This window comes from Thermococcus aggregans (assembly GCF_024022995.1).
In the GTDB taxonomy this organism is placed as follows: Archaea; Methanobacteriota_B; Thermococci; order Thermococcales; family Thermococcaceae; genus Thermococcus_A; species Thermococcus_A aggregans.
Map to the genome: position 1 here is coordinate 520876 of NZ_CP099582.1, position 23029 is coordinate 543904.

At 44.7% G+C, this 23029-nt stretch carries 26 protein-coding genes and 1 tRNA gene; 6 read left to right on the forward strand and 21 right to left on the reverse strand.

Features of this window, described 5'->3' with window-relative positions:
- Positions 1–62: 62 nt before the first annotated feature.
- Entirely contained in the window at positions 63–539 is a 477-nt protein-coding gene (locus NF865_RS03005; RefSeq protein WP_253305129.1) for a ferritin family protein, read from the reverse strand.
- Positions 540–648: 109 nt separating this feature from the next.
- On the opposite strand from NF865_RS03005, the gene NF865_RS03010 reads away from it, so the two are divergent.
- Both NF865_RS03010 and NF865_RS03015 read left to right on the forward strand, forming a co-directional pair.
- A complete protein-coding gene (locus tag NF865_RS03010; protein WP_253305130.1) occupies positions 649–1188 on the forward strand; it encodes a GNAT family N-acetyltransferase in 540 nt (179 codons plus the stop codon).
- A 97-nt stretch (positions 1189–1285) separates the two neighbouring features.
- On the forward strand, positions 1286–2374 hold the full coding sequence (locus tag NF865_RS03015) for a VIT1/CCC1 transporter family protein (RefSeq protein WP_253305131.1): 1089 nt from the start codon (positions 1286–1288) through the stop codon (positions 2372–2374).
- Here NF865_RS03015 and NF865_RS03020 read toward each other — a convergent pair.
- Genes NF865_RS03020 through NF865_RS03040 form a run of 5 tightly spaced genes read right to left on the reverse strand, consistent with a single transcriptional unit; the run spans position 2363 to position 6390 of the window.
- Positions 2363–3118, reverse strand: coding sequence for an ABC transporter ATP-binding protein (locus tag NF865_RS03020; protein ID WP_253305132.1), 756 nt, complete (start codon positions 3116–3118; stop codon positions 2363–2365). The two genes, NF865_RS03015 and NF865_RS03020, sit on opposite strands and share 12 nt — an antisense overlap.
- Complete coding sequence (locus tag NF865_RS03025; RefSeq protein ID WP_253305133.1) at positions 3115–4149, reverse strand: FecCD family ABC transporter permease; 1035 nt, start codon at positions 4147–4149, stop codon at positions 3115–3117. The genes NF865_RS03020 and NF865_RS03025 overlap by 4 nt, the downstream gene beginning before the upstream one ends.
- Before the next feature lie 6 nt (positions 4150–4155).
- Positions 4156–5259: an iron ABC transporter substrate-binding protein gene (locus NF865_RS03030; RefSeq protein WP_253305134.1), complete on the reverse strand. Its 1104-nt coding sequence runs from the start codon at positions 5257–5259 to the stop codon at positions 4156–4158.
- Positions 5256–5699, reverse strand: coding sequence for a tRNA (N6-threonylcarbamoyladenosine(37)-N6)-methyltransferase TrmO (gene tsaA / locus NF865_RS03035; RefSeq protein ID WP_253305135.1), 444 nt, complete (start codon positions 5697–5699; stop codon positions 5256–5258). Before tsaA ends, NF865_RS03030 begins: the two co-directional genes overlap by 4 nt.
- Positions 5689–6390, reverse strand: coding sequence for an FmdE family protein (locus NF865_RS03040; RefSeq protein ID WP_253305136.1), 702 nt, complete (start codon positions 6388–6390; stop codon positions 5689–5691). The genes tsaA and NF865_RS03040 overlap by 11 nt, the downstream gene beginning before the upstream one ends.
- A 270-nt stretch (positions 6391–6660) precedes the next feature.
- Between NF865_RS03040 and NF865_RS03045 the strand changes: the two genes are divergently transcribed.
- Positions 6661–6800: transfer RNA gene (locus NF865_RS03045), tRNA-Trp, on the forward strand.
- Between the two features lie 124 nt (positions 6801–6924).
- On the opposite strand, the gene NF865_RS03050 is transcribed toward NF865_RS03045, so the two are convergent.
- The 15 genes from NF865_RS03050 to NF865_RS03120 all read right to left on the reverse strand — a co-directional run bounded on the left by NF865_RS03050 (position 6925) and on the right by NF865_RS03120 (position 16976).
- Positions 6925–7377, reverse strand: a complete 453-nt coding sequence (locus tag NF865_RS03050) for an Lrp/AsnC family transcriptional regulator (RefSeq protein WP_253305137.1) — start codon at positions 7375–7377, stop codon at positions 6925–6927.
- A 54-nt stretch (positions 7378–7431) separates the two neighbouring features.
- A complete protein-coding gene (locus NF865_RS03055; protein ID WP_253305138.1) occupies positions 7432–7992 on the reverse strand; it encodes an XTP/dITP diphosphatase in 561 nt (186 codons plus the stop codon).
- 42 nt (positions 7993–8034) lie between these two features.
- Entirely contained in the window at positions 8035–8523 is a 489-nt protein-coding gene (locus NF865_RS03060) for an adenosine-specific kinase (protein ID WP_253305729.1), read from the reverse strand.
- 12 nt (positions 8524–8535) lie between these two features.
- A complete protein-coding gene (locus NF865_RS03065; RefSeq protein WP_253305139.1) occupies positions 8536–9498 on the reverse strand; it encodes an SPASM domain-containing protein in 963 nt (320 codons plus the stop codon).
- Between the two features lie 95 nt (positions 9499–9593).
- Positions 9594–10037 (reverse strand): molybdenum cofactor biosynthesis protein MoaE, encoded by a 444-nt coding sequence (locus tag NF865_RS03070; RefSeq protein ID WP_253305140.1) that lies wholly within the window; start codon positions 10035–10037, stop codon positions 9594–9596.
- On the reverse strand, positions 10027–10725 hold the full coding sequence (locus NF865_RS03075; protein WP_253305141.1) for a ThiF family adenylyltransferase: 699 nt from the start codon (positions 10723–10725) through the stop codon (positions 10027–10029). Before NF865_RS03075 ends, NF865_RS03070 begins: the two co-directional genes overlap by 11 nt.
- Before the next feature lie 2 nt (positions 10726–10727).
- Complete coding sequence (locus tag NF865_RS03080; RefSeq protein WP_253305142.1) at positions 10728–10997, reverse strand: ubiquitin-like small modifier protein 1; 270 nt, start codon at positions 10995–10997, stop codon at positions 10728–10730.
- 55 nt (positions 10998–11052) lie between these two features.
- A complete protein-coding gene (locus tag NF865_RS03085; protein ID WP_253305143.1) occupies positions 11053–11559 on the reverse strand; it encodes a CDP-2,3-bis-(O-geranylgeranyl)-sn-glycerol synthase in 507 nt (168 codons plus the stop codon).
- A gap of 33 nt (positions 11560–11592) precedes the next feature.
- Positions 11593–12123 carry a GbsR/MarR family transcriptional regulator gene (locus NF865_RS03090; protein WP_253305730.1) on the reverse strand — a complete coding sequence of 177 codons (531 nt, stop codon included), beginning with the start codon at positions 12121–12123 and terminating at the stop codon, positions 11593–11595.
- 2 nt (positions 12124–12125) lie between these two features.
- Positions 12126–12353, reverse strand: a complete 228-nt coding sequence (locus tag NF865_RS03095) for an Lrp/AsnC ligand binding domain-containing protein (protein ID WP_253305144.1) — start codon at positions 12351–12353, stop codon at positions 12126–12128.
- 142 nt (positions 12354–12495) lie between these two features.
- Entirely contained in the window at positions 12496–14106 is a 1611-nt protein-coding gene (locus NF865_RS03100) for a B12-binding domain-containing radical SAM protein (protein WP_253305145.1), read from the reverse strand.
- Positions 14103–14306, reverse strand: coding sequence for a 4-oxalocrotonate tautomerase DmpI (gene dmpI, locus NF865_RS03105; protein ID WP_253305146.1), 204 nt, complete (start codon positions 14304–14306; stop codon positions 14103–14105). The genes NF865_RS03100 and dmpI overlap by 4 nt, the downstream gene beginning before the upstream one ends.
- A gap of 290 nt (positions 14307–14596) precedes the next feature.
- Positions 14597–14998 carry a hypothetical protein gene (locus NF865_RS03110; protein WP_253305147.1) on the reverse strand — a complete coding sequence of 134 codons (402 nt, stop codon included), beginning with the start codon at positions 14996–14998 and terminating at the stop codon, positions 14597–14599.
- Between the two features lie 34 nt (positions 14999–15032).
- Entirely contained in the window at positions 15033–15347 is a 315-nt protein-coding gene (locus NF865_RS03115; protein WP_253305148.1) for a hypothetical protein, read from the reverse strand.
- An 18-nt stretch (positions 15348–15365) separates the two neighbouring features.
- Positions 15366–16976, reverse strand: a complete 1611-nt coding sequence (locus NF865_RS03120; protein ID WP_253305731.1) for a B12-binding domain-containing radical SAM protein — start codon at positions 16974–16976, stop codon at positions 15366–15368.
- A 153-nt stretch (positions 16977–17129) separates the two neighbouring features.
- Between NF865_RS03120 and NF865_RS03125 the strand changes: the two genes are divergently transcribed.
- Genes NF865_RS03125 through NF865_RS03135 form a run of 3 tightly spaced genes read left to right on the forward strand, consistent with a single transcriptional unit; the run spans position 17130 to position 22995 of the window.
- Positions 17130–19376 carry a hydrophobe/amphiphile efflux-3 (HAE3) family transporter gene (locus NF865_RS03125; RefSeq protein ID WP_253305149.1) on the forward strand — a complete coding sequence of 749 codons (2247 nt, stop codon included), beginning with the start codon at positions 17130–17132 and terminating at the stop codon, positions 19374–19376.
- Positions 19373–22060 carry a COG1361 S-layer family protein gene (locus NF865_RS03130; protein ID WP_253305150.1) on the forward strand — a complete coding sequence of 896 codons (2688 nt, stop codon included), beginning with the start codon at positions 19373–19375 and terminating at the stop codon, positions 22058–22060. The genes NF865_RS03125 and NF865_RS03130 overlap by 4 nt, the downstream gene beginning before the upstream one ends.
- Before the next feature lie 38 nt (positions 22061–22098).
- The gene (locus NF865_RS03135) at positions 22099–22995 is read left to right on the forward strand and encodes an LEA/WHy family protein (protein WP_253305151.1); all 897 of its coding nucleotides are present in this window, start codon (positions 22099–22101) and stop codon (positions 22993–22995) included.
- Positions 22996–23029 lie beyond the last annotated feature (34 nt).

Here is a 23029-nt window from a genome sequence, read left to right on the forward strand (position 1 = left end):
TTGAAGACTTTAAGACGAATTAGTCTCTTTGGAGTTTGAGTTTGACCTTGGTATAGGTATTTTCAGTTAACCTCAAGACTGAAATCTTGGTAGTCCATCCATATCCCTGTTTTCATCACAGAGTCATATTGGGCCTTGAGTAACTCGTAGTGGCTCTTTTCTACCTTTGCCAGCTCCTCAAAGATTTTTCTGAGGTTTTCATCTTCCGCTTCTTCTGTTGCTTTTTCATAAAACTCCCATGTGAGCTTTTCTTGCTCCATTCCCAATTCCACGGCTTTAACTTCACTTATCTCGCCTTCATATTTTGGAGTAAGTTTTTCTAAAAGCTCTTTGTTGACCTGTGGAGCTTCCGGTTTTTGTAGAAGTTTTTCCACGAGCTTCTTTTCAAAAACGTCCCAGTGTTCTGCTTCTTCTCTGGCCAAAAAGAGGAACATACTCTTTGCCCTTTCATCCTTTGCCTTTTTGGCCATCTCAATGTAAAACCTGAGCTCTGCTTTTTCAACTTCCAAAGCCAGTGCAAGTGCATTAACTTCCTTCATATAATCCCCGTTTAAATTTGGTTTTCCAAAAATATTAACTTTTTGATCTCTTCGAACACTTCCCGTAACCCTTTTTAGGAAAATGGGGTTTTATATTCCGTGATGTGCCATGGAAATTGTAAAAGTTGAGAATCCCCCTTCCTTGAAAGAAGAGCTTCTTAGATTCGTCTTCAAGGTATATCAGGGAACTAATGGTGCCTATCCAGCGCTGGAGTGGGTAGAGAATAAACCATCAACGGACGATTTTGAGGGATTTAAAAGGGTTTATGAGCCTTTCCTTGAGTTCAGGCTAATTAAGGAATTCGACGAGCTTTATGTCCTTAGAAACGAGGATGAAGAAATAATCGGAACCGTAGCACTGGTCTACAACCTCGAAGGCAAGGAAGCATGGTGGGTGCCTGAAAAGATTAAAAACGAAAAGACGGGCCTCATTGAGTTTTTCATGGTTGATCCAGCTTATAGGGGCAAAGGCTACGGTTCAATGCTCTTGGAGTTTGCCATTCGGCGCCTTAAGGAGCTCGGAAAGGAGCCGTATGTAATAACCTTCCCTGAGCTTGAGGCATATCCCTACTACCTTAGAAAGGGATTTATCAAGGTAATGGACTACAAGGAATTTGTGGTGTTAAAGAAAAGTAGTAAAAATTGGTAAATTCTTATCTCATTCGAAGAGACGTTGCTACTTCTTGTGGGTAACTTCCGTTTGCTTTATTAACCTTTGAGTTTTTTACATTCTTTGGTGAGTGAGAATGGAAGATATGCTGAAATTAGCGGGTCAATTTTACGAGGATGAATACAAGGACTTCGTTCTTTATGGGTATCTGAGCAGGATTGAAAGAGACCTCAAACTGAGGGATGAATTTTTGAGGTTATCACATATCGAATCTAATCATGCGAAGTTCTGGTATGATTTTTTGACTAAAAGGGGTAAAAAGCCGAAAAAAGTAAAAATAGGTAGGCTAAGCTTCTTTTTCGTGAAAGTGCTTAGAAAGCTTTTAGGGCCGGGAACCGTTGTATCTTTACTCGAAATGGGAGAAAACTCGGCGATTCAGAAGTATTTTAACTTTTTAACAAAATACAAGCTTAGCAATGAAGAGAAAGAAAAGATTTCGAGAATAATTCTTGATGAGCTTGAACATGAGCGCTTTTTCTATGAAAGCAAGAGGCGCTTCCACGTGGAAAACATAAGGGACTTTGTTCTCGGAATGAATGATGGTCTTGTAGAGCTCTTGGGAGCTGTTACTGGGCTTTCAGCAGTTTACGTTCATAATCCAAAGATAGTGGGGATTAGTGGATTGATAGTTGGAGTAGCAGGGGCGCTTTCTATGGGAATAGGTGCTTTTATCTCTGTTAGATCCCAAAGACAGGTAAAGGAAAGCGTAAAACAAAGAATGGAGGTACTTTTTAGAGTCTCTCCGGAGAGGGCGAAGGAAGAGCTTATTGACAGGCTCTTGGAAAGCGGTATGCCGGAGGATGTTGCAAGAGAAGTTGCAGAAAAGCTTTCTTCCAATGAAAATGCAATGATAAGTCTTCTTGTGCAAGAAGAAAATGAGAATGAACTTCGTTCGGCTCTCTATACTGGTCTGGCTTATTTAATGGGAATAATATTTCCCGTATTGCCATATTTCATTGCTTCCTCTTCACTGGTGGCGTTACCTTTCTCGATCCTTCTAGCTGGAACTGCTCTGGCAGTAGTTGCGAGTGTCATCTCAATACTTTCGGGAATATCAATAAGAAAGAAAGTCCTTGAAATGACTTCCACTGGACTTGGAGCGGCTTTCCTAAGCTATCTTTTCGGAAGGTTAATAGAGAGTCTCTTCCATATATCAGCTCTCTAAGTCCAGAATCACAACAGGGGCGCCCTGGACTTCCGCGATAACGCTCCGGACTCCATAGACTTCCTCAAAAAGTTCCGGAGTAAGGACGTCTCTGCCGCCGTCTTTTATTATCTTGCCACCCTTCATAAAGACAAACCTATCTGCGAAGCGCAGTGCCAGGTTGACGTCGTGCATTATAATCACAGCCGTTTTACCTGAGTCTGCGAACTCTCTCGCTATTTTCATCACTTCTACCTGGCTCCTCAGGTCAAGGTTGTTGGTTGGCTCGTCCATTAAAAGTATCTCGGGTTCCTGTGCGAGCGCCCTGGCTATGTTTACCTTCTGCAGTTCTCCTCCGCTGAGCCTGTTTAAGGGCTTCATAGCTAGGTGATCAATTTTCAGCATTTTTAAAGTGGCTTTAACGGCCTCAATGTCCTTTTTTGAAGGCCTCAACCCCATATAGGGCCTCCTGCCCAGGAGCACAGTGTCAAATACCCTCATGAAGCCAGGGACAATGGCCTGCGGCACGTAACCTATGATCTTCGCGAGTTCTTCGCGAGAGTACTCGTTTATGGGCTTTCCAAAAACCTCTACCCTCTTGCACTTGAAAACTCCGGCGAGGCACTTCATGAGGGTGCTCTTTCCGGCGCCGTTTGGCCCCAGTATCGCCACCAGCTCCCCCCTCTCCACCTCCAGGGAGACGTTGTGCAGTATCTGTGAGCCGTTATAGCCAAAGTTCAGGTTTTTAACCTTCAGAACCTTCATTCTCCTCCCTCCATGCGCACCAGCAGGTAGATGAACATCGGAGCCCCTAGAAACGACGTCACGACGCCAACCGGCAGGACCGTCGGTGAAAAGAGAAGCCTCGCAACTGTGTCCGCGGTAAGGAGCAGGAGGGCACCCATCAAGGCGGAGAGGGGCATTAGAAACCTGTAGTCGCCACCAAAGAGCAGCCTGACTGCGTGGGGCGCCACAAGTCCCACAAAACCAATAACCCCAACAAAGGAGACACTCACGGCCGTCAAAAACGTCGCCAGAAACGTCGAAATTATCCTCGTCCTCTCAACCTCGACGCCGACGGATTTTGCGACCTCGTCCCCAAGGGCCGAGGCGTTCAGATCCCACCTTTTCATAACAAAGTAAGCAAAAACCACCGCAAAGCTTGCCCCGAGGATGAGGTCTTCCCTCCAAGTCGCCCTTCCGAGGTCTCCAAAGCTCCAGTAGACCATCGCGGCGAGCTGGAGCTCGTCTGCAAAGTACTGCACGAGGGTGGTTAAGGCCGTGAAAAGTGAGCTCATCGCGATTCCGGAGAGGATTATTGCTTCAGGGCTCAGTCCCTTCAGCCCCGCCAGGAGCAGGATAGTAGTTGCGACGCTCATTGCCCCGAGGAACGCGAACAGCACAACCGCATAGGGGTTGTCCACGACGATTCTCCCGGAGCTCTCGGAATAGCCTGCCCCGAGCAGGATGGCAATCGAGGCCCCGAACATAGCCCCGTGGGAGACTCCCATCGTGAACGGGCTCGCGAGGGGGTTCCTAAGAAATCCCTGCATAACGGCTCCGGAGATTGCTAGCGAGGCACCCACGAGGATTCCGGCAAGCACCCTTGGGAGGCGGATGTTCCAGATTACTATGTGGGCCCTGTCGTCGCCTCTACCTGCCAGTGCCCGGAAGACCTCTTCCATCGAAAGGGAATAACCGCCGTGGGAGATAGAGAACACGCTAACCAAAAATATAAGGATTAGGAGAGAGATTCCCACTGCAATCCTAGTTGCAACGTACCGTTCGTACTCCATACCGCATCACGGCGAAGTCGGCAGTGAGTTTTCCGCTTCTTCAGTGGAGAGGTCTATCTCTTTAAACCCGCCAAACTGCTCGGCGAGTTCTTCGTAGACGGGCCTGCCTACGAGGAACTCGTATATCTCGTTTGCCTTCTGAACCGGGTCAACGTCCTCAAAACGCTCCGGGTAGAGAACCTTCCCGATGAAGTACGCGTCTGCCATCGCCGTGCCGATGTTTGTGGAGTAGTAGTTGTACGGCAGGACTCCGTAAACGTTGCCGTTCCTCACGGCCTTCAGGGACTCGTAGAACCCGGGGTTCTTCCTGTAGTCGTCGAGCACTAGCTTCAGCCCGCCCTCGTCAATGAAGATGTAATCCGGGTCCCACTCCAGGAGCTTCTCTTTGTCTATGAATTTGTGACCCTCCCCAAGCTCGTCGGCGACGTTTTTCGCGTGGAGCACGACGAACGGGGGATACTTCGCCTTTGTGCTCTCTATCCCGTGGGCTCCCCTGTAGCCTAGTCCTCCAACGTAGACGCTTGGGCTCTCGGCATTTTCCGTCCTCTTGAGGAGGTCCTCCTGAGCCGACCTTATGAAGTTGATAACCTCCCGCGCCCGGGCTTCCTTTTTCAAAATCTTTCCGGCCAGCTCAAGGGACTCAAAGAGCTTTTCGTCCTCGAAGCTCGTCAGCTCCCCATAGCTGAGCACCACGACTGGAATTCCGGTTTTCTCCTGTATGTCCTGGGCAGTCTTGGCATCCACGTAAGTCATGAAGATGACGTCGGGTTTGAGCTCTATCAGCGCCTCAAGGTCGGGGAGCTTTCCAGGCCCGCCGGGGCCAATGCTTGGAAGCTCCTTGAGCTCGGGGTGGGCTATAATGTAGGGTCTGCCCCCCGAATGTTGCTTTTCAAAGTCCTCAACCCCCACCACCATGTCCGTTGCGTTTAGGTACACGATAATCCTCAGGGCGCCGGGGCCGGCCGCTACCACCCTCTCGACGTTTTCTGGAACGGCCACTTCCCTGCCGGCGAGGTCTTTCACGACCATCGTAGCTTTCTCCGTGGTCTGACCCTGCAGACAGCCGGACACGAGGACAAGTAAGACCACGAGCGAGAGGACTTTCTTCATTTTCGGTCCACCTCCTCAAACCATCCAATTCTCGCGTTCTCCACGCAGTCCATAGCGGGAGAATACGGCTTGATGTCAATAACGGGAGTCCCATCCACGGCGTCGAGCCACTTCACAACCAGCTTCCTACCTTTCCGTTCCAGTAGCTCCACAACGGCGAATCCTATCGGGTTCGGCCTGTGGGGAGAGCGGGTCGCAAAAACCCCGTGCTCCCTGCCGTCGTGCGGCGGGACGGCGGTTAAAACGTCCCTTTTGGCCCGGTCAAGCCAGTACAGAACTATCAGGTGCGTGCAGGTTTCTATGTCTTTTAATCCCTCCTCGAACTCGGGAAAGACCTCCACTATGAATATTTCCCCCGAGAGCCTCCCCTGTCTGGGACACTCCGAAGGACTCTTGTAGGGAGACCGTATCACTCCAATCGGCCTGAGGTTAAGCTCCACTGCCAGACCCTCCTACTTTAACGATCCCCCTTCCAATTACCGCGTGGTACGCTTCCCCGGCACACCTGTAGCAGAGGGGCTCTCTATCGATGTAGACGATTCTCCTCGACATTGTCAGTTCCCCGCACTTCGAGCACCGGATGCTCTCAAAAATAGGGGCCAGCTCAATTGGGGGAACCTTAACCCGCTCTATTTTGAACTCCTCTCTAGGTAAGTGGAGCATGGTCTTTGCAAGTCTCTCCCAGAGCTCCCTTAGACGCTTTTTCTCCTCCGGGGTTCCCTTCCTCTCTCGTATGACCTTTTTGAAGAGCTCCATTGCCCCCGACGGATAGTATTTCTCAAGCCTCTCGGCATCGATATACACCCTGACCCCTTCCCATGTCGAGCGCCTGACGAGGGTCAGCGCGGTCTTGCCAAGGTCTAAGTAAATCAGGGAGTTGTTGCCGAGCGTGCACCCCGTGGCGACCTGGACGCCGTCGGTGAAGCAGCTGTTTACTTCAACGATCGCCAAAGTGCTCTCGTCCACGCTACCAGAATGGTCGAGCCGCCCTACTCCAAGTTCCTCCATCGCTATGAGTGAAGCTCGTATTCCAAGGGCCAGGTAGGGGCATATGTGCCCGTGAAACTCCCTCGCGTATTCGAGTATCTCCTCCACTTTACCCTCCTTGACGAGTCGGTTAAGGGTGAGCATAGTATCACCAATTCCAAAAATGATAACACGTTTTAAACGCTTTCTAAATATTGGTGTTATCAACCAAAGGTTACTGTTGTCCAAGAGAGATTAAAGAAAATAGCGTATAAATGGGACATCGAGCTTCTTCCCTTTTAGAAACGAATTTTGAGTAAATAGCCTTATAAAATGATTGAATAACAGCAAGAGTTTTCTTTTGTACTACCTAACCCAAAAATCATGCGATCATAGTAAAATTTATAAATCGGTGTTGGCTTTAGTGTTATTGACGGGGGCGTGGTGTAGCCTGGTCCATCATCGCGGGCTCCAGAGGTGTGAAGACGAGCGGGTTTGCTGATTGGGGATGAGCCTTTGGAGCTCTGACCCGGAGAAACCCGCGGACCGGGGTTCAAATCCCCGCGCCCCCACCATTTCCTTCTAGCAGAATTGACGGTTCTTGAAAAATACAAACACAAAAAATAAAAAAGTTCTACAGGCTCATTTCTTGCTACTTCATCATAAAATCAGAAAGGAGAACGTCAATCATCGCCTTGTTTAAATTTCTTCTTTCACGGTAACAAACGAAACCATGGTTACGGTTTGTCCAACGCCCTTTATCTCCCTAAGCTTGTCAATAACGACTTTTCCAATGTCCTCAGCCGAAGGAGCCCTGGCCTTTATAAGGAGATCCCATTCTCCTGCGATTATGTGAACCTCATAAACTTCTTCAATCTGGGCAATCCGCTTAGCGACTTCTCTCTGTGTGAGTCCCGAATCGGGTTCATACCTAGCAAGAATAAATGCCGTAGTTCCTAGGTTGAGCTTTTTGTAGTTGGGCTTAATGGTAAATTTCTCTATTATACCCTCGTTTACAAGCTTCTTTATCCTGTAATGGACAGTTGTCCTTGGAATTCCTATCTTTTTGCTTAAGCTGGCTATGTTTTCCCTTGAGTTCTCCTTAAGCTCTTTTAGCAGTTTTAAATCAATTGTATCCAATACCTCGCTCATACAGATCCCCTATTGTTGTCAAATTTTCAATAAGATATCAACCTTTATTGTCATTCAATCCTTTTTAAGATTTTCTTTTAGCCATTGTGCAAACTCCTTAAGGGCGAGTCCCCTATGGGAAATTTTGTTTTTTTCTTCTGTTTTCATTTCTGCGAACGTTTTACTGTAGCCCTCGGGCATGAATATTGGATCAAACCCGAACCCTTTATTGCCGCGTTTCTCATTGGTTATTTTTCCGTGTACAACCCCCGTAAACATGTGAAGCTCTCCATCATAGTAACCTATTACGCTTTTGAAGTACGCTCTCCTGTCGTTGGCCCCTTCCATGAGCTTGAGAATTCCTTCGTTTCCAAGGGTTTTGTAAACATAAGCAGAATAAACCCCGGGAAATCCTTTCAGGCTCTCAATAAAAAGGCCAGAATCGTCTATAAAAAAGGGCTCGTCTATACGCTCCTTTAACCAGTTTATCCCAAAGGTTACGACTTCTTCCAGAGTGTTTGCCTGTATTTCGGGATATTCTATGTTTTTTTGGACGATTTCTACACCCAGAGGGGAGAGATACTTCTTGACCTCTTCTACTTTGCCTTTGTTAGAAGTTACAAACACTAGCCGCATTGTTTTTCACCCAAACAAATAAAAATGCAAAGATTAAAAATGTTAGTCTATAGTGTAACCAATTTTTTCAACAAGCTCTCTTCTCTCTTTCTTCTGCTCGTCGGTCTCGATTCTAATTGCAGCTTTTCCGTCCACTATTCCCAAAACAGATCTTCCGAGCTCTGTTTCAGCAACTATAACCTGCATGGGGTTTTCGCTTGCCCCATACACCATAGCGACTGCGGGGTGGTTTTTGACTGTATTGAGCACGTTTATTGGGAATGCCTCTCTCATAAGTATAACAAACACGTGACCTGCTCCAATTTTCAAGGCGTTTTTTGCAGCCAATTCCTCGAGTTCTTTGTCGTTTCCTGTGTATCTTGTTAGCTGAGGCTTTGCTTCGTTCATGGCAATACCAAATTTTATTCCGGGGACTGTTGTGAGAAGAGCTCTAGCTAGGTCATCAACTGTGAAAATTGAGAAGTTCCCTTGACCGATGATGCACTCTACTCCCTCGGGCTTCTCTACATCTACAACTTCTATTTTGACCATTTCCACCACCTTTCATAATTTTAATTTTCTATCCATAAAACTTTTTTGGACATTATACCCTAGAGGGTGATCCAGCGGACAGTATTCCACTCCCATTATGTCACCGGAGGCATAATATTCCAGTGCCCTGCAGTCATGACATGTAGAGTTGAATGGACAGAGTTTGCAGCCTTCTATGTCTTTCTTCGTTAATTTCCAGAATCTTTTCAATCTACGTTTTCGGAGTATCTGTCTTAGGCTTAATTCTTTGGCGTTTCCCACTATGAACTTCCGCAAAAGAGGACAAGGAAGAGCGAAGCCGTCCCTTGTTATAGCCAAAGTCCCGCATAGACATGGATGAAATTTGGTATGGGCCTTAAACGCTCTCTTTGCTTTCATTAAATCGAAATCCACTCTTTTTAGTGAACCGGGAAAGAGTACATCGATGTAAATTTTGCAGGGAAGTGCAAGATTCTCAAGGTTTTCAATTTCACTCCCTTTAATCATAAGAAGCACGGCATAAGCATCTTCAATGTTTTGAAGCTTTTTCATGTTTTTACTGGAATACCTTGCCTCTACAATGGGTTTTACATTGGAAGGAAGATTCACTCTATCGAAGTCTTCAAGTCTCACGACGGGATAAATATTTTCAATTGGAAGCATAGCGGAGAAGCAAGAAATTTCCTCTAGAAGAGATAGGTCATCGTAGTTTGTCAAATAAAGATCTTTACCACAAATTAGTGAGAATTCTCTTACTATTTCCTTCATACGTTTGATTTCCATAGGACTATCTCGGAGAACAAACTTGTTGTTGCCAATACACCCTATTGATCTTGGTATCCCCTCTACCTCTGAAAATTCTCCTTTTCCCGACCCCAGCTGGAGTATAAGCCTTTCAAGCTTTCCAGTATGTTCGTTCTTTACCCATGGTGGTTTGGCAAAAGTGATGATGGGTTGAGCCATATTAAAAATCCCATCATTACTATTTGCTCTCATCTAACCACCGCTATTCACACGATAAGAAGACTTTATTAATTTTACCATAATGCATAGTTATCTAAATTACAGCAAATAGCAGTTAAAAAGAAACCTTAATGTGTCTTTTTGCTCGGTATTACCCTTTCTCCTTCAATCCAGAATTCGCCTTCATCCGTTACTTCTTTCTTCCAGATGGGAACTCTCTTTTTTACCTCATCTACAGCCCATATGCAAGCTTCAAATGCTTCTTTTCTGTGTTTTCCAGCGGTAACTATAAGAATTGTGTTCTCGCCAACTCCAAGCTCTCCGTAGCGGTGCCATATAACCATGTCCAGTATGGGGAATTTTTTCAACGCTTCTTCTCTAATTTTTTTCATCTCTTCTACCGCCATTTCTTCATAGGCCTCATAAATGAGCTTTTTAACCCTTCTGTCGTGGCTCTCCTCTCTAACTTTTCCGAGGAATATTGCAATTCCTCCACTTTTTGGAGATGAAACTAACTCAATTGCCTCATTAATGTCAAAGTCTTCGGGTTTTTTAAACAGCTTAATCTTCAAGCTCTATCACCTCAAAGGAATTGTGCATCAAATCAACGATAAGCAGCTTATTTGCCAACACTTCTCCTTTACCGGTCAACAGCTTTATGACTTCCGCCGTTTGTATTGTGCCAATAACTCCAGCTGTTGCCCCCACAATCGGAAAGTTCTCTTTCTTCTTCGGCGGGGCAGGAAAGATTTCTCTAAGGCTTTTTGTTTTTCCCGGAATTATAGTGGTTACCTGTCCATAAAAGCTCTCAACGGCTCCGTGAACTAAGGGAATACCCTTCTCGTGGGCAAATTCATCTAGCAAGTACCTCGTCTCGAAGTTGTCCAAGCAGTCAACTATAACGTCAACGTCTTTGAGAACATCTCTTATGTTTTCCCTTGTGAGCTTTCCTACAAAGGTATCTATCTTGATGTCTGAATTAAAGCGCTCAAGCTTCCATTTTGCGGATATTGGCTTCGGGTTTTTGCCTACGTCCTCTTCCCAATGGAGAATCTGCCTGTTTAAATTACTTAACTCTGGGAGTTGTTCATCTATAAGCAAGAGATTTACCCCTGCAGCGGCTAAATAATACGCTACCGGGCTTCCTAAGCCGCCAACACCCACCACTGCCACTTTGCTTCTTTTGAGCTTTTCTTGCCCCTCAATACCAAAAATTCTAATCTGCCTATCATATCTTTCCAGCTCTCTTTCCGTTAACATTGTCATCCACCACTTGTTGGAGGGAATAGTGCTACAACGTCTCCATCTTTCAATTCTTCGTCAAAAGAGGCATATCTGCCGTTTCTTGACATGTTTACATCTGCATTGTCGTCGTAGTCTTCACCAAAAACTTCATTTTTAAACTCTGGATGGAGCTCCCTTATCTTTTTAATGAGGTCTCTTATCTTGCTCCCCTCTGGAAGCTCGATTTCCTCCTCTCCTGTTCCAGCAAGCTCCCTAAAGCGAGCAAAATATCTCACTTTTACTCTCATTTTCTCACCAGTCAAAAATTACTCGGTGCATCTTATAAAATGTTTGTTAATAAGCTCACCAAGGAACGCTTTTCCACTTTAGCTTATATGCGAGAACATTTGCTCCCCAATGGATAAATGGAGTTACAACTAAAAGGAACAATACTTGTCCCGTTGTGATGGTTTTTATTGGATACGCTAAAATCAGTGCAGAAATCAAAAAGCCCCACTGATCAAGACCGACTGCTGGATAGCCTCTCTCCATGCCTATTCTTCTCTTGACAAAACTTCCTATGAGATCTCCAAGAAGAGCCCCAAGGGAGAGTGCAAAGCTTAGCTTTAAGGCAACTGAGAACGAGCCGTAAAAATCTGGTTTGATTTGATACTGGATGATCCCTATTAGAATTCCGGTAAATAAGCCCCCGAAAAATCCCCTCCAAGTTTTTCCATCCCCAAGAATTCTCCTTCCGTCAATAAACTTCTTTCCAAAGTCCATTGGAGTTTTGCCCTTGAAGATTACTGGAGAGGCGTTTGCAAAATATGCTGGGAGGATGTACCATAAGGCTTCAGCTAGCTCATTCATTTAACCACCGCCTTAATTAATCTAAGCTTGTTTTTAAGGGTTTTTACTGTTTAGCTTTTTCTCAAGGCACTCTAAGAGCGCTTGTAGGATCTCTTCATCTTCATGTTTCAAAAAGATGTTTATAATTTTCTCTGCAATAGCGTTTCTTCTGAGAGCAAATTCTATTCTCTGTCTAATTTTTTTTGCCTCTTCGCTTTCGTCGTTCTCTATCTCCTTTAACGCTCTCAAAAGGTTTTCCCGAGTTTGCCTTATGTCTTCCTCTATTTTCTTATAATACGCTTCTTTTCTCCATTCTCGAATGTTCTTTATTGCGGTATAGTATGCTTTTTTGTCTCCTGGTTTTTTGATCCTTTTTACCAAGCCGACATTTTCCAGTAGCTTGAGAGCCGTACTTACATGAGAAAGAGAGTATCCCGTCCTCTCGGCAATTTCTCCCAGGCTTAGGGGCTCATCTTCAAAGAAGAGCAGGCCGTAGATATACCCATAAAGCTCACTTAATCCAAATCTCCTTGCAGTATTTGCGAAGTGCTCCATCATGATCTTTTTGGCATTTTCCACGCTCAATTTCATCCCTCCTCAGCAATAAGCGTCTCAGTACGTAATATGCCTCCCTTCCTTAAAAGCTCATTTTTAATGTTTGAGAGTTCTTTTAAATCTCTGACTTCGAGTTTAGCGAGTATATCATAATCTCCATAGAGTCGATGTACTTCGAGAGTCTGAGGAAGACCTTCTAAAAACTCCAGGATCTCGAAATCATATCTTGAGTTAGTCACCAGGATCATGAAAACTTTCATAGTGCCCCCTGGGTTTGTCTTGGAATGTCCAACATATAAAACTTTCGGAAATTTCCGAAAGTTGTGGAATCCCAGTGATTCCATCTTTACGTGCCATTTGATAAAACTGATTAAAGATGTTAAAGTAGTAGCCCCCGCAGGCTTAAATGATTGGTTTGGATGATTTATTTTCAAGTTTTTGTGTTCTATTCTGATTTATGGCTTCGTGGAATATTTTCAGATACGTGGATAAATGCTTGGTGTATACTTCTTCGAGGATTTTGATTGTATACTCATCGAGTTTCTTTGCTGAGTTTAGAATCTTTCTTTGAACTAAAAAGCTCTCCACGGGGAGCTTTAAGAAATTCTTTATGTAATGCGGGAGCCTACGGATGACGTATCTCTTACCTGTGCTCAGGATTGGTTTTGAATACTTTTCGGACTTTCCTCTGATACCGTGAAGCCACTTTTTGAAGTAAAACATGTACGTCTTCTCCCGGCTCTCAAAGTAGAGCCTCCAGAGTTTTTCTTTTGTCCGCATTACTGGGTGCAGAACGTCGTATAAATCCCAGTCAAAGGTTAGAATTAGTCTATCCTTAAGCGCTCTGTAAAAGGAATCACTGCCTGGTAGAGGGGTGTATATGGAGATTTGAACCGCGTCAAGCCCGTGGTCACCAAGCATCTGGACGAACTTATAAGTTGCTTTTCTATCCTCCCTAGACTCATAGGGTGCCCCGATTATAACCCCGCCGTAAGTGACTATTCCCTGTTCGCTGAGTAGTTGGATGGCTCTGAAGGTATCGTTTTTTCTCAACCCCTTTCTCATGGCCTTCAAAACCTCTTCGCTACCGGATTCAATGCCCATAAAAGCCACTTTGACTCCAGCTTCTGCAAGCTTCTCTGCAAGTTCTGGGTGTTTTGCGATTATATCCGCCCTTATTTGAATTATGTAGTTTATGTCGTTAAGTCCTTCTTCTATTATAGAATCGAGAAGCTTAATTCTCTCTTCATATTTGTAGGGAACAACAAAATTGTCATCAACAAAAAACACCCAGTTGTATCCGAGGCTCTTCACGAATTTTAACTCTTCCACAACACGCTCGTTGCTCTTAAACCTCCACGCATGCCCCCACATGGCGGAGGCACTGCAGAACTCACAGTTGTAGGGGCATCCCCTGGAGGTTTCTATTGACGCAATCCTCGCGTTTTCTCCCACAATTGTTGCCTTATACGCATTTGGATCAAGTAAATCGTAAGCCGGCATCGGCAGGTTATCAAGATTGAGGATGGGTCCGCGATAAGAAACGTTAACTTTCTCACCATCTCTGTATGCTATACCCCTAACGTTGCTAACATCCCTCCCTTCTTTCAGCGCCACAACGAGCTCCCTAAACGTGCTTTCTCCTTCTCCGACGACAACAACGTCGACTCTCTCTCTCAACACAAGGGGGTAAGTGAACGTTGCGTGGTGCCCACCAAAAACGACAAGGGATTCAACTCCTCTCTCCCTCATTTTTCTGACAATCCTCAGAGAGGGATTTACGTATGTGGACGCTATGGTTGTGAAACCTACAACGTCGGGGTTGAAGGCCTCTATTTCTTTCAGAGTCTCCTCCTCACTGAGATTTTTCGCTTCCGCGTCGATTATCTTTACCTCTGCGATGTCTCTAACGGCTCCAGCTAAGGATGCAAGGCCCAACGGGGGAGCAATGTACCCATAAGCTGAGGCGTATCCGCTTTCTCCGGGGTTTGTCCTAACAAGTGCAACTCTCATTTTTCTCCCCTCATTGTTTTTCGTTTTCTGTCCAGTAGAAGCTCCCCATTAATACCCACGTTCTCGGGTGGGTTCTCCTTTATAAGAACAGTTATGTGTTCTATCCCGTAAACCTCTGATGCTACCTCAGTAAGTCTTTTTACGAGCTTCCTTTTCTTCTCAACACTAATTGGTGGGCCTTCAACAAGTATGGTCGGCATTTTACCACCTCACTCGAAAATGGGTTGAAGTATAATCCACTCCTTGCTTACGCAGGGGGCTTTATGGGGAGTTTGCCCCTTACAGGCCGGTTCACACACTACCTCACTCCTTATCCTCCGCGATTACTTTACACCAGTCCTTGCGGGCTGTCCAGCTATTTGTCTGTTATATAAGGTAAGGTCATTATATTCTGTATTCTCAGAGGATTTAAACCTTGCTAATTTATTCCCCTTGTGTATCCCCTTTCGGAAGGGGACTTCTCGCCTGGTGAGTTGAAGGAGGAATGGTATCACAGGAGAGCAGAGAGGAGTTTCATTAGCCCCAGCTTATCTTTAATTTCGACGTTATTCATTCCAAGAATGCCGGGATTTGCTTTAAAGCCCATTATCACAACATCCCTACCCCGATATTTGATGATGAGTGTTTTTCTCTCTTCGCTTAGCTCTTCTCCAACCTCTGCTATGAGTCTCATGACGTCCGGGATGCTTTTTACAGTCTTTGTGATGTCACTCTTCATACTCTCCTTCAGTGCCTTTGCAAGCTTGGTTATCTCCTCCGGGCTTGATATATCCGCAATTACCTCATCTCTGCTTATTGTAATAAAATTGTCTCCAACCTTTATCTCAAGTGAACCCTCTGCTATTAAGCTCTGAAGCCTGGAAAGCATTTCTACAAGGGTTTTCGCATTCACCACTCTCACCCTAAAAAATAAAATAAGGGAGAAATCATTCCTTCTTCAGTGGAGCAAATTTTATTGTAACCTCTCCATCCAAGGTCAGCTTGTCAAACTTGATGTGAAGCTCTGTTTCACTGCCTTTGACCGTTTCAATAATTTTCTCCATGTCCACTTTTGGAAGCAGCTTTTCCTTTGCCTCTACAATGGAGGTTATGACCTCCTCTATTTTGGGTTTTGGAATTTCTGGCACATGCTTCTTTAACTCCTCAAGTGTCTCAACGGCTTTCTCCAGCTTCTCGAGTGTTGCTTTATCTACGGCAATTCTTACTTCTCCTTCTTCTTTCTCAATCTCCACCTTCGGCATAGCCAACACCCCCTTTTTCTAATACGCTTCAATTAACGATGGAACTGAGTGCCACTTGTGTTCATCAACATCGATTTTAACCTCCAACGGCTCAAGCCTTTTGTCTGGATTAAATCCGTGCTTGATTCCCCACTTTCTTAGGTGTTCAACGACTAAACGCGCTCCAACCCTTGCTAATGGGTAGAATGGAAGCAAGAACGGATTGCCCCGCATAACCATCGGTAGGCCCTTAACCACTTCCCTATAGAGGTGCCTCCAAGCATGGTAGAGATGCAGGAAGCGGCCTTCGGTCATCATCTCCTCAACGTTGAAGAACTCCTTATCTTTAAGCAGGCCCATAGGGATAAATGCCAATGGTGTTACTGTGAAGTGTGCCCTGTTGCCAAGCTTCTCTTCGAGCTCTTTTTCCATCGTTATTATAAGCTGAGCAGTCATTATCTCGTCTTCCTCAGTCTCTCCAGGGAGACCCAAGATAGTTGTGTAAGCTGGGAACCAGTAGTTTTTGTTGAAGACATAAGTGCCATTCAGCACAACCCAAGGCCATTCCTCAGGAGAGAAGGGCTTCATTTTATTCGCCATGTACATTCCAATTAAAGCTGGCGAAGCGGTCTCAAGGCCTACCTGGATTCCAATCCAATGTCTCTCGTTCGCTCCCACAATTCTTGATATCTTCTCGATCATCCCTGGGTTTGCCAAGGCTCCAGCTACAGCCCCGTGGGTCGGGTTTACGTTACGTGTGTGCCTCCTGGCCATCTCGAACAACTCAACTACTGCTTCGGCGTTTGGATAGAAGTTCTTTTTGTCCTCGACTTTGTAGAGGAAGATGTCCTCACTGTGGAGCCATGCGTGGTCTATGCCCGCTTTTATATTAAGTCTTATCTCTTCTTCAATTTTCTCGAGAGGAATGTACCGGGCTACTCTTAAGTTGGGCTCGCAGAAGCGGCACCCTCTTCCACAGCCACGCATCACTTCTACGATGCCTTTATACGAAGGTGCCACTATGGTCGGAATTTCCTCGACTTTTGGCCAGCTTTTAATGTGTATCGTTTCATCGGCATTGCCACTCTCTATGTCTCTAAAGATTTCCCCAACAACATGTTCAGCTTCTCCGATAACCACGTGGTCAATTTTGAGCTTTTCTCGTTCCTTTCGTTTAAAGTCAATCTGCCAGGATCCCGGGCCTCCAACGACGAGCTTAAACTTGTAGCCTTTTCTCTCCCTGACCCTGTTGATTCTCTCAACGAGTTCCTTGAACTTGACGCTCGTGTAGTTCGTCCATTTTCCTCCGTTTGTAAACATCATACTTACCGGGCCCAGACCCATAGGATCCATCTCGTAAAGTGCTACAATTGTTGTTTTTTCATCTATAAACTGCTCTATCTTCCTTGGATGAGCGACTACAACTTCCTCCCTTTTGAATCCCTGAGCGAGCAGCGCGGCTTCAATTTTCCTCAGTCCATAGGGCGCCATAGTTAGGACTCCGTTGTTGTCTGGAACCTGGGAATCAAGAATTCTAAAAACCCAGCTTGGCAGCTTATCGACGGGAGCACAACCTAAGAAATCCAATAAGGGGACATCGTGATACGTGCTTGTCAATGTTTCATCAGTGCTCAGCACTATCCTTGTCATTGTTATCACCTCCATATACACCTTCATACATATGTAAAAAAAATTGCATATTTAAGTTTATTGGTTTGCCGGTTTTGAAGAAGTTCTCACAAAGCTTTTAAATGCAGATCATCTAAATCTTTCGGAAAGTTCCGAAAGTTCAGAGGTGAGAGGATGCTCAAAAGGCTTGCGAGAATAATAGTAGAATACAGAGGAGCATTTTCCCTGGTAGCCTTGTTCTTGTTAGTTCTCTCTGTTTATGGAATACAGATGCTGGAATTTGAAAGCGATCTTACTAAACAGCTTCCTCAAGACTTGCCCGCCGTTAAGGACTACTTAACACTCCAAAACGAATTTCAAAGCGGCGATTCTGTCCTCATAATAGTTAAAGTGACATCTATTGAGGAGGGGGGAGTTTACGACATCCGAGACCCCGAAGTAATAAGGGCAATATATGAGCTTGAGGAACGTTTGAGGGAACATGAGTATGTAACGGACACAATGAGCATTGCTGATATTTTTGTTCAAATCCTCGGCAGATTGCCTGAGAACGAAGAGGAAGTTAGGTTCGTTTTAAATACTCTCCCCCCAGAGGCATTGCAAGGGTTAATGAGCTCCGACTACAGGACAACTCTTGTAATAGCCACTTTAACATCTTCATCTGGTTCTCAAGCTGTGCAGAGGATTTATGAGGACATTAAGAGAGATATAAGCGAAGTAAGCTTTCCAAAAAACGTGGAGGTTATTCAGACCGGGAGTATTGGAATCGCGTATAGAATCCTGGCGATGATCAAAAGCGATTTAAATAGAACAATGACAATTGCGTTTATATTAGTGGCTTTCTTGTTAATCTACTTTTACAAATCGGTTTTTAGGGCAATGCTCCCTCTGATACCTCTGGTATTTGGTGTAACAATGACCCTTGGTTTCATGGGGCTTCTCGGGATCCCGATGGATATGGTAACGACAGTGGTTGGGGCTATGATAGTTGGTATGGGAATTGATTATGGCGTTCATATAACTAACCGGTATTTTGAAGAAAGAAAGAGAGGGAGACCAATTGAAGAAGCAGCGGAAGAGGCTGTAGCGGAGACTGGAAAGGCATTACTAGGAGCCGCTCTAACAACTATAGCCGGATTTTCTGCGTTGGCTCTTTCCATTTTACCTGCTCTTAGGAGGTTGAGCTTTGTCTTAATAATGGGTCTCAGCTTGGCGGCGATAAATGCTGTTGTGATAACCCCTTCCCTTATAATGCTCTATGAGGATATTCTAAAGAAAATTAAAGGAAAACACGAAATACCTGAGATAAGGGCACACTCCGGTTTCATTGCTAAATCCTTTAACACCCTTGGAAGGCTCATCAAGAGGCATCCAAAAACAACACTGTTTGTTGTGTCATTAGTGACCCTTGTGTTTCTTTATGGATTGACTCAGGTAACAACCGAAGTTAGGCTTGAGAAAATGATTCCCGAAGGCATACCCGAAATTGAGGCAATGAAGGACGTTAGATATGAGTTTGGAGGTCAAGATGAAGTGGACTTAGTTGTGAGAGCGGATGACGTAAGAGATCCGAATGTGGTTAGAGCTATTTATCGCTTTGAGCAGGAGATACTCGCCGATTCCTATTACAACAACGTCTTTGAGGCCAACAGCATAGCGGATGTGGTTGTCAGGAAATATGGTTACATCCCCCAAGACAAGGAAAAAATAAACGAAGCCATAAAAGAAGGGGGAGCTCCTGTAAACGATGACTACTCAATGACTCTAATCCAGTTAAAGGGGAACTTTGGTGGGGTTAGGCCAGATGAGTTTAGAGCTATCATGCGCTACTTTGAAGAGCAGGCAAAGAACGCGGATTTTCCACCTGGAGTTGAAGTAAAACCCGCCGGAGAGTCCTACCTAAACTATGTCTTAGGTAACCTCATAGACCAGGAGTTAAACAAGATATCAACCTATGGTAGCATTCTTGTCGTGCTGGTCGTCATAGTGCTCTTTAGACGGCCATTAGTTTCGATTGCAATGATACTACCAATGTTCCTTGGAGCCCTTTGGACCGTTGGCTATATGGGGCTTGCTGGAATACCCTTTAACCAAACCCTAGCCGGTGTTATCTCAATGATAGTCGGTCTTGGAGTGGACTATGGAATGCACCTCACCCACAGGTTTTTGGAGGAGCTTGAAGAGGGCAATCCCTATCCCATAATATCAGCCCTTGAAGGCGTTGGTCCTGGGATCTTGGTAGGAGCATTAACAACGGCCGGAGGATTTTTGGCCTTGCTTAGCGGGGAGCTCTCTGCAATACATGACTTTGGAAAAACCTTGGCAATTGGAATCTTTGCTTCAATGTTTGCGGCCTTTACTGTGACACCGGCCTTACTTCAACTGTTTTATGGAAAAAAGATAAGGGGTGAAGAGAAATGAGGAAACCCTTTGGATTTATACTGGGACTATTGCTAATCATGAGTAGCGTTAATCTTGCTGTAGCAGAAGAAGAACTCCTCTTTGAGGGCTACCTTAACAAGGGAGACTCAATACTTGTGGGTCCGCTTGTAGTTGTCCTTCAAGATGTCCAGAAAGACTATGAAGAGAACGAATACAAAGCCATGATTTTGATCCTTAGGGATAACAAAGTACTGAACATGAACTACACTTCGGTTAAAGTTCCCAATCCAGAAAAAATACAAAAGCTTCTCACAAACGTCACCTTTCTCTATGCAATGGCAAAGACACTTGGCTATAACACAGCAAATCCCATAGAGCTTGCTCAATTCTATCTCTGGCTCAACAGCGCATCTCAAAAAGAGATTTTAGATGCAGTGTTCAAAACCGTTGAGGAACATCCAGAGCTGGGAATATCTAAAGAAGACTTGTTGATGACGATTACTTACCCAAACATTGAACTCGTAGGGGAAAATGAGACCATAGAAGTGGAAGTTGATGGGGAAAAGGTTACTATTACGGCACTTCAGATTTACCCAAATGGTGCAAAAATAAGTATAAGTGGCCCCTCCGAGTGGAAGGCTTCTATGATACCGGCATACCTCCGGGCATGGGCCGAAACACCAAAAAAGGTGAGACCTGGTGATGAGATCACTATTAAAGTCCATATAAAGAATGAAGGGGCTTTAAAGGCAAAGTTTATCACAGTAGTTGTGTCTCCGACACCTGTATCTTTTGTACCTTCTAGCGGGGGAGCAGAAGCAATAGCTCAGATTGCATCTCAAAGTGGAGTAGTTCAGAGCGTTCTTCTGCCCGTGGATAGTGCCGTGAAATACATAGAATATTTGGATGGAAAAGAAGAAAAAGTTGTTGAATTCAGGTTCAAGGTAAATGAAAACATTGATCCGGGGATTTACCCCCTCTATATTTCGCTTGCATATTATGTCCAGACAGGAGAGAAGTTGCAAATGCTGCAGGGCTTTGATTATTTCTCTGTAAGTGTAATTCGCGAAGGTGAGGCAACTTTTGAAATAGAGAATGTTGAAAAACCGGAAGTAGTTCATCCCGGGGAAGACTTTGAGATAACCGTTGATCTTCGGAATGTTGGTTTAGAACCTGCAAAGGAAATACTTGTTGATCTCTCACCTTCCTTGGAATTCCAGAAGGGAGCAATACTAATTGACAATGCAACAAAACAGCACTTCACTTACACCATAAATACTAACAGAGTTATGAGATACACGTTCAGGCTCCACGTAAGTGAAGACGCATCCACAGGAAGCTATCCGCTGAGGTTAAAGGTCTCATACTACAGCGGCGATTCAAAGGATCAAAGAGAGCAGACGTTTGACTTCTCAATTCAGGTAGTGAGAAGGAACCAGGCATTTGTTGAAATTGAGAGTGTTGAGATGGATCCAAAGGCAATAGAGCCTGGGGACGAATTCGTGCTCAGGGTAAAAGTGAAGAACGTTGGGGATGAAACGGCAAAAGCATTTTCCTTTAGGATAGAGCCGAGTGAAGTCAATGCGCCTGGAGAAGTCACGAAAGTTGACCTCTCTGCTCTCCAGAACCTCCCCGTCCAAGGAAGCCAAAGCCTTAGTGAAAACCTCCAGCTTGTCTTAAACCAGCTAATGGAACAGCTTGCTAGAGAAAACATTAATGCTTTTCTGCCTATCGGAGAAGACAACACAAAATACCTATCTAAATTAGGTCCGGGTGAAGAGAGAGTTCTTGAGTTCCATCTAAAGGCAAGCGAAAGACTTGAGAACGGAGTTTATCCATTAAAAGTTTCGCTGGAATACTTGAGCACACCAAACGATGATAAGCTAACAGACGAGAGACTAATCGGTGTGCCAGTTCTTGGAAGGGAGCACATAATCATTTCAAAGGTTTCAACGTCTCCAAGCAGGGTTTTGTCTGGAACGAACAACGTAGAGATAAACTTTGAGATAGAGAACATCGGCACTGGAAGTGCTCGCTATGTGATTCTAAAGCCCATGCCAGAAGACCCCTTCGAGCTAAGCGAAACAAGTGAACAAATAATAAACATAGGGACTCTACGGCAGGGTGATTCTGCAAAGGCAACATTCAAAGTAAACGTCAAAGAGGATGCAAGAGGGGGGACCTACGAAATTCCGGTAAAAATAGAATACAAAGATGCCTCGGGCAACACTAAGGAGGACATAATTAAGATACCAATAATCGTAAACGAGAAACCAAAAATAACCGTTGAAAAAGTAAGTTTTGACAAAACGCCCATGCAGGGCGAAGAAGTGCTCGTGCACATAAAGGTCAAAAACATCGGTGGAGAGCAGGCTGAAAACGTGATAATAGAAGGTGTCGTAAAAGCTGACCAGCCGTTCACACTCTCAAAAAGATCGGACTACATTGGAACCCTCGATCCAGGCCAGGAAGGAGAAGGCGTCTTGGAGCTAAGCATTGCAAACGATGCTATTCCCAAAGATTACACCATTCAGGTAAGGATTAGAGCAGTTGGTGATAAGGAAAGCGGAGACGACAACGTATACATCTTTGAAGAGTCAATTACGATCCCGGTTAAAGAAAATACAAAGACAAAAAGCAGCTTGAGAACTTTTGGCGTCATAGTGGGAATTTTGGCTTTGGTAGTAATCTTGTGGACATACCGGAAAGGTAAAAAGAAATGACAAATCCTTTTAAGCCTTTAATTCTTTCAATTTTTTAGGTGAGAGCTGTGGGAATAGGCAAGGTTCTTGGAGTGATAGGACTTGTAATTTTTCTTTGGGCGGCTTACTTGGGGTATGCACTGCTTACGCTAACTCCTCAAGTAAAGGCTGGATGGGGATACGTGGATGAGAACACGATAGAGCTTGATACAACAGTGTATTTCGGTAAGCCCCTTCCAGTTTCCATAAACATTGAGGAAGCGGATTTATACTGGGCTGGGATAGAAGTAGGTACGGTAAAAGACCTAAAGGTTGGATTTTTAAAGGACAGTGCGAGGGGAGTGCTTGTTCTTAAAAACCAAGAAATTGTTGAAGCTCTAAAGGAACATATAAAAAATGGAGAACAGAGCAACCTTGAGATACGAGTAAGAGGATCAATATTTGGAATCCCGATTATACGGGGAAGCTTCTCAAAATCGCTACAGACAGATTTGCTCTCCTACATCAGCAACACAACAATAGAAAGCTCCGGAGACTTAATAAAAACGCCAGCAATCGAAGGAATGCCCTCCAAGTGGGGAAAAGTTGATGAAACCGGAATTGAGATTTTGAGCGATGTAAAGCTCTACAATCCAAATCCCTTTTCCCTGCCTCTTTTTGGAATCAAGTACAACATAGAGGCCAATGGATACCAAGTAGCTCAAGGGGAACTCATTGAGAATGTTGTAATTCCAGCTAATGGTAGAGCTACGGCAAAAATAAGGACAATAGTCGACACGAACATTCTCCCCAAGGTAATCGCGGAGCATATAAAGAGGGGAGAACGGAGTGAACTATCCTTAAAGCTCGTCTTGGCTGTGAAAGTGCTCAACCGCGAAATAGAAATGCCGCTTCCAGAGATAAAGAAAACCGTTGAGACAAACATAGTCGAGCAGTTGAACTTAGCCCTTAGATGACCTAAAGCTTTAAATTTTCTCTTCTATCTTTCCT

Bases quoted from the DNA above. Each gene is read 5' to 3' on its own strand.
- NF865_RS03120 (WP_253305731.1), bottom strand. From the start codon at position 16,976: ATGACAAGGATAGTGCTGAGCACTGATGAAACATTGACAAGCACGTAT.
- NF865_RS03085 (WP_253305143.1), bottom strand. From the start codon at position 11,559: ATGAATGAGCTAGCTGAAGCCTTATGGTACATCCTCCCAGCATATTTT.
- NF865_RS03050 (WP_253305137.1), bottom strand. From the start codon at position 7,377: ATGAGCGAGGTATTGGATACAATTGATTTAAAACTGCTAAAAGAGCTT.
- NF865_RS03055 (WP_253305138.1), bottom strand. From the start codon at position 7,992: ATGCGGCTAGTGTTTGTAACTTCTAACAAAGGCAAAGTAGAAGAGGTC.
- NF865_RS03065 (WP_253305139.1), bottom strand. From the start codon at position 9,498: ATGAGAGCAAATAGTAATGATGGGATTTTTAATATGGCTCAACCCATC.
- NF865_RS03040 (WP_253305136.1), bottom strand. From the start codon at position 6,390: ATGCTCACCCTTAACCGACTCGTCAAGGAGGGTAAAGTGGAGGAGATA.
- NF865_RS03030 (WP_253305134.1), bottom strand. From the start codon at position 5,259: ATGAAGAAAGTCCTCTCGCTCGTGGTCTTACTTGTCCTCGTGTCCGGC.
- NF865_RS03100 (WP_253305145.1), bottom strand. From the start codon at position 14,106: ATGAGAGTTGCACTTGTTAGGACAAACCCCGGAGAAAGCGGATACGCC.
- NF865_RS03020 (WP_253305132.1), bottom strand. From the start codon at position 3,118: ATGAAGGTTCTGAAGGTTAAAAACCTGAACTTTGGCTATAACGGCTCA.
- NF865_RS03060 (WP_253305729.1), bottom strand. From the start codon at position 8,523: ATGGTCAAAATAGAAGTTGTAGATGTAGAGAAGCCCGAGGGAGTAGAG.
- NF865_RS03080 (WP_253305142.1), bottom strand. From the start codon at position 10,997: ATGAGAGTAAAAGTGAGATATTTTGCTCGCTTTAGGGAGCTTGCTGGA.
- NF865_RS03095 (WP_253305144.1), bottom strand. From the start codon at position 12,353: ATGAAAGTTTTCATGATCCTGGTGACTAACTCAAGATATGATTTCGAG.
- NF865_RS03025 (WP_253305133.1), bottom strand. From the start codon at position 4,149: ATGGAGTACGAACGGTACGTTGCAACTAGGATTGCAGTGGGAATCTCT.
- NF865_RS03125 (WP_253305149.1), top strand. From the start codon at position 17,130: ATGCTCAAAAGGCTTGCGAGAATAATAGTAGAATACAGAGGAGCATTT.
- NF865_RS03015 (WP_253305131.1), top strand. From the start codon at position 1,286: ATGGAAGATATGCTGAAATTAGCGGGTCAATTTTACGAGGATGAATAC.
- NF865_RS03010 (WP_253305130.1), top strand. From the start codon at position 649: ATGGAAATTGTAAAAGTTGAGAATCCCCCTTCCTTGAAAGAAGAGCTT.
- dmpI (WP_253305146.1), bottom strand. From the start codon at position 14,306: ATGCCGACCATACTTGTTGAAGGCCCACCAATTAGTGTTGAGAAGAAA.
- NF865_RS03005 (WP_253305129.1), bottom strand. From the start codon at position 539: ATGAAGGAAGTTAATGCACTTGCACTGGCTTTGGAAGTTGAAAAAGCA.
- NF865_RS03075 (WP_253305141.1), bottom strand. From the start codon at position 10,725: ATGTTAACGGAAAGAGAGCTGGAAAGATATGATAGGCAGATTAGAATT.
- NF865_RS03115 (WP_253305148.1), bottom strand. From the start codon at position 15,347: ATGCCGAAGGTGGAGATTGAGAAAGAAGAAGGAGAAGTAAGAATTGCC.
- NF865_RS03130 (WP_253305150.1), top strand. From the start codon at position 19,373: ATGAGGAAACCCTTTGGATTTATACTGGGACTATTGCTAATCATGAGT.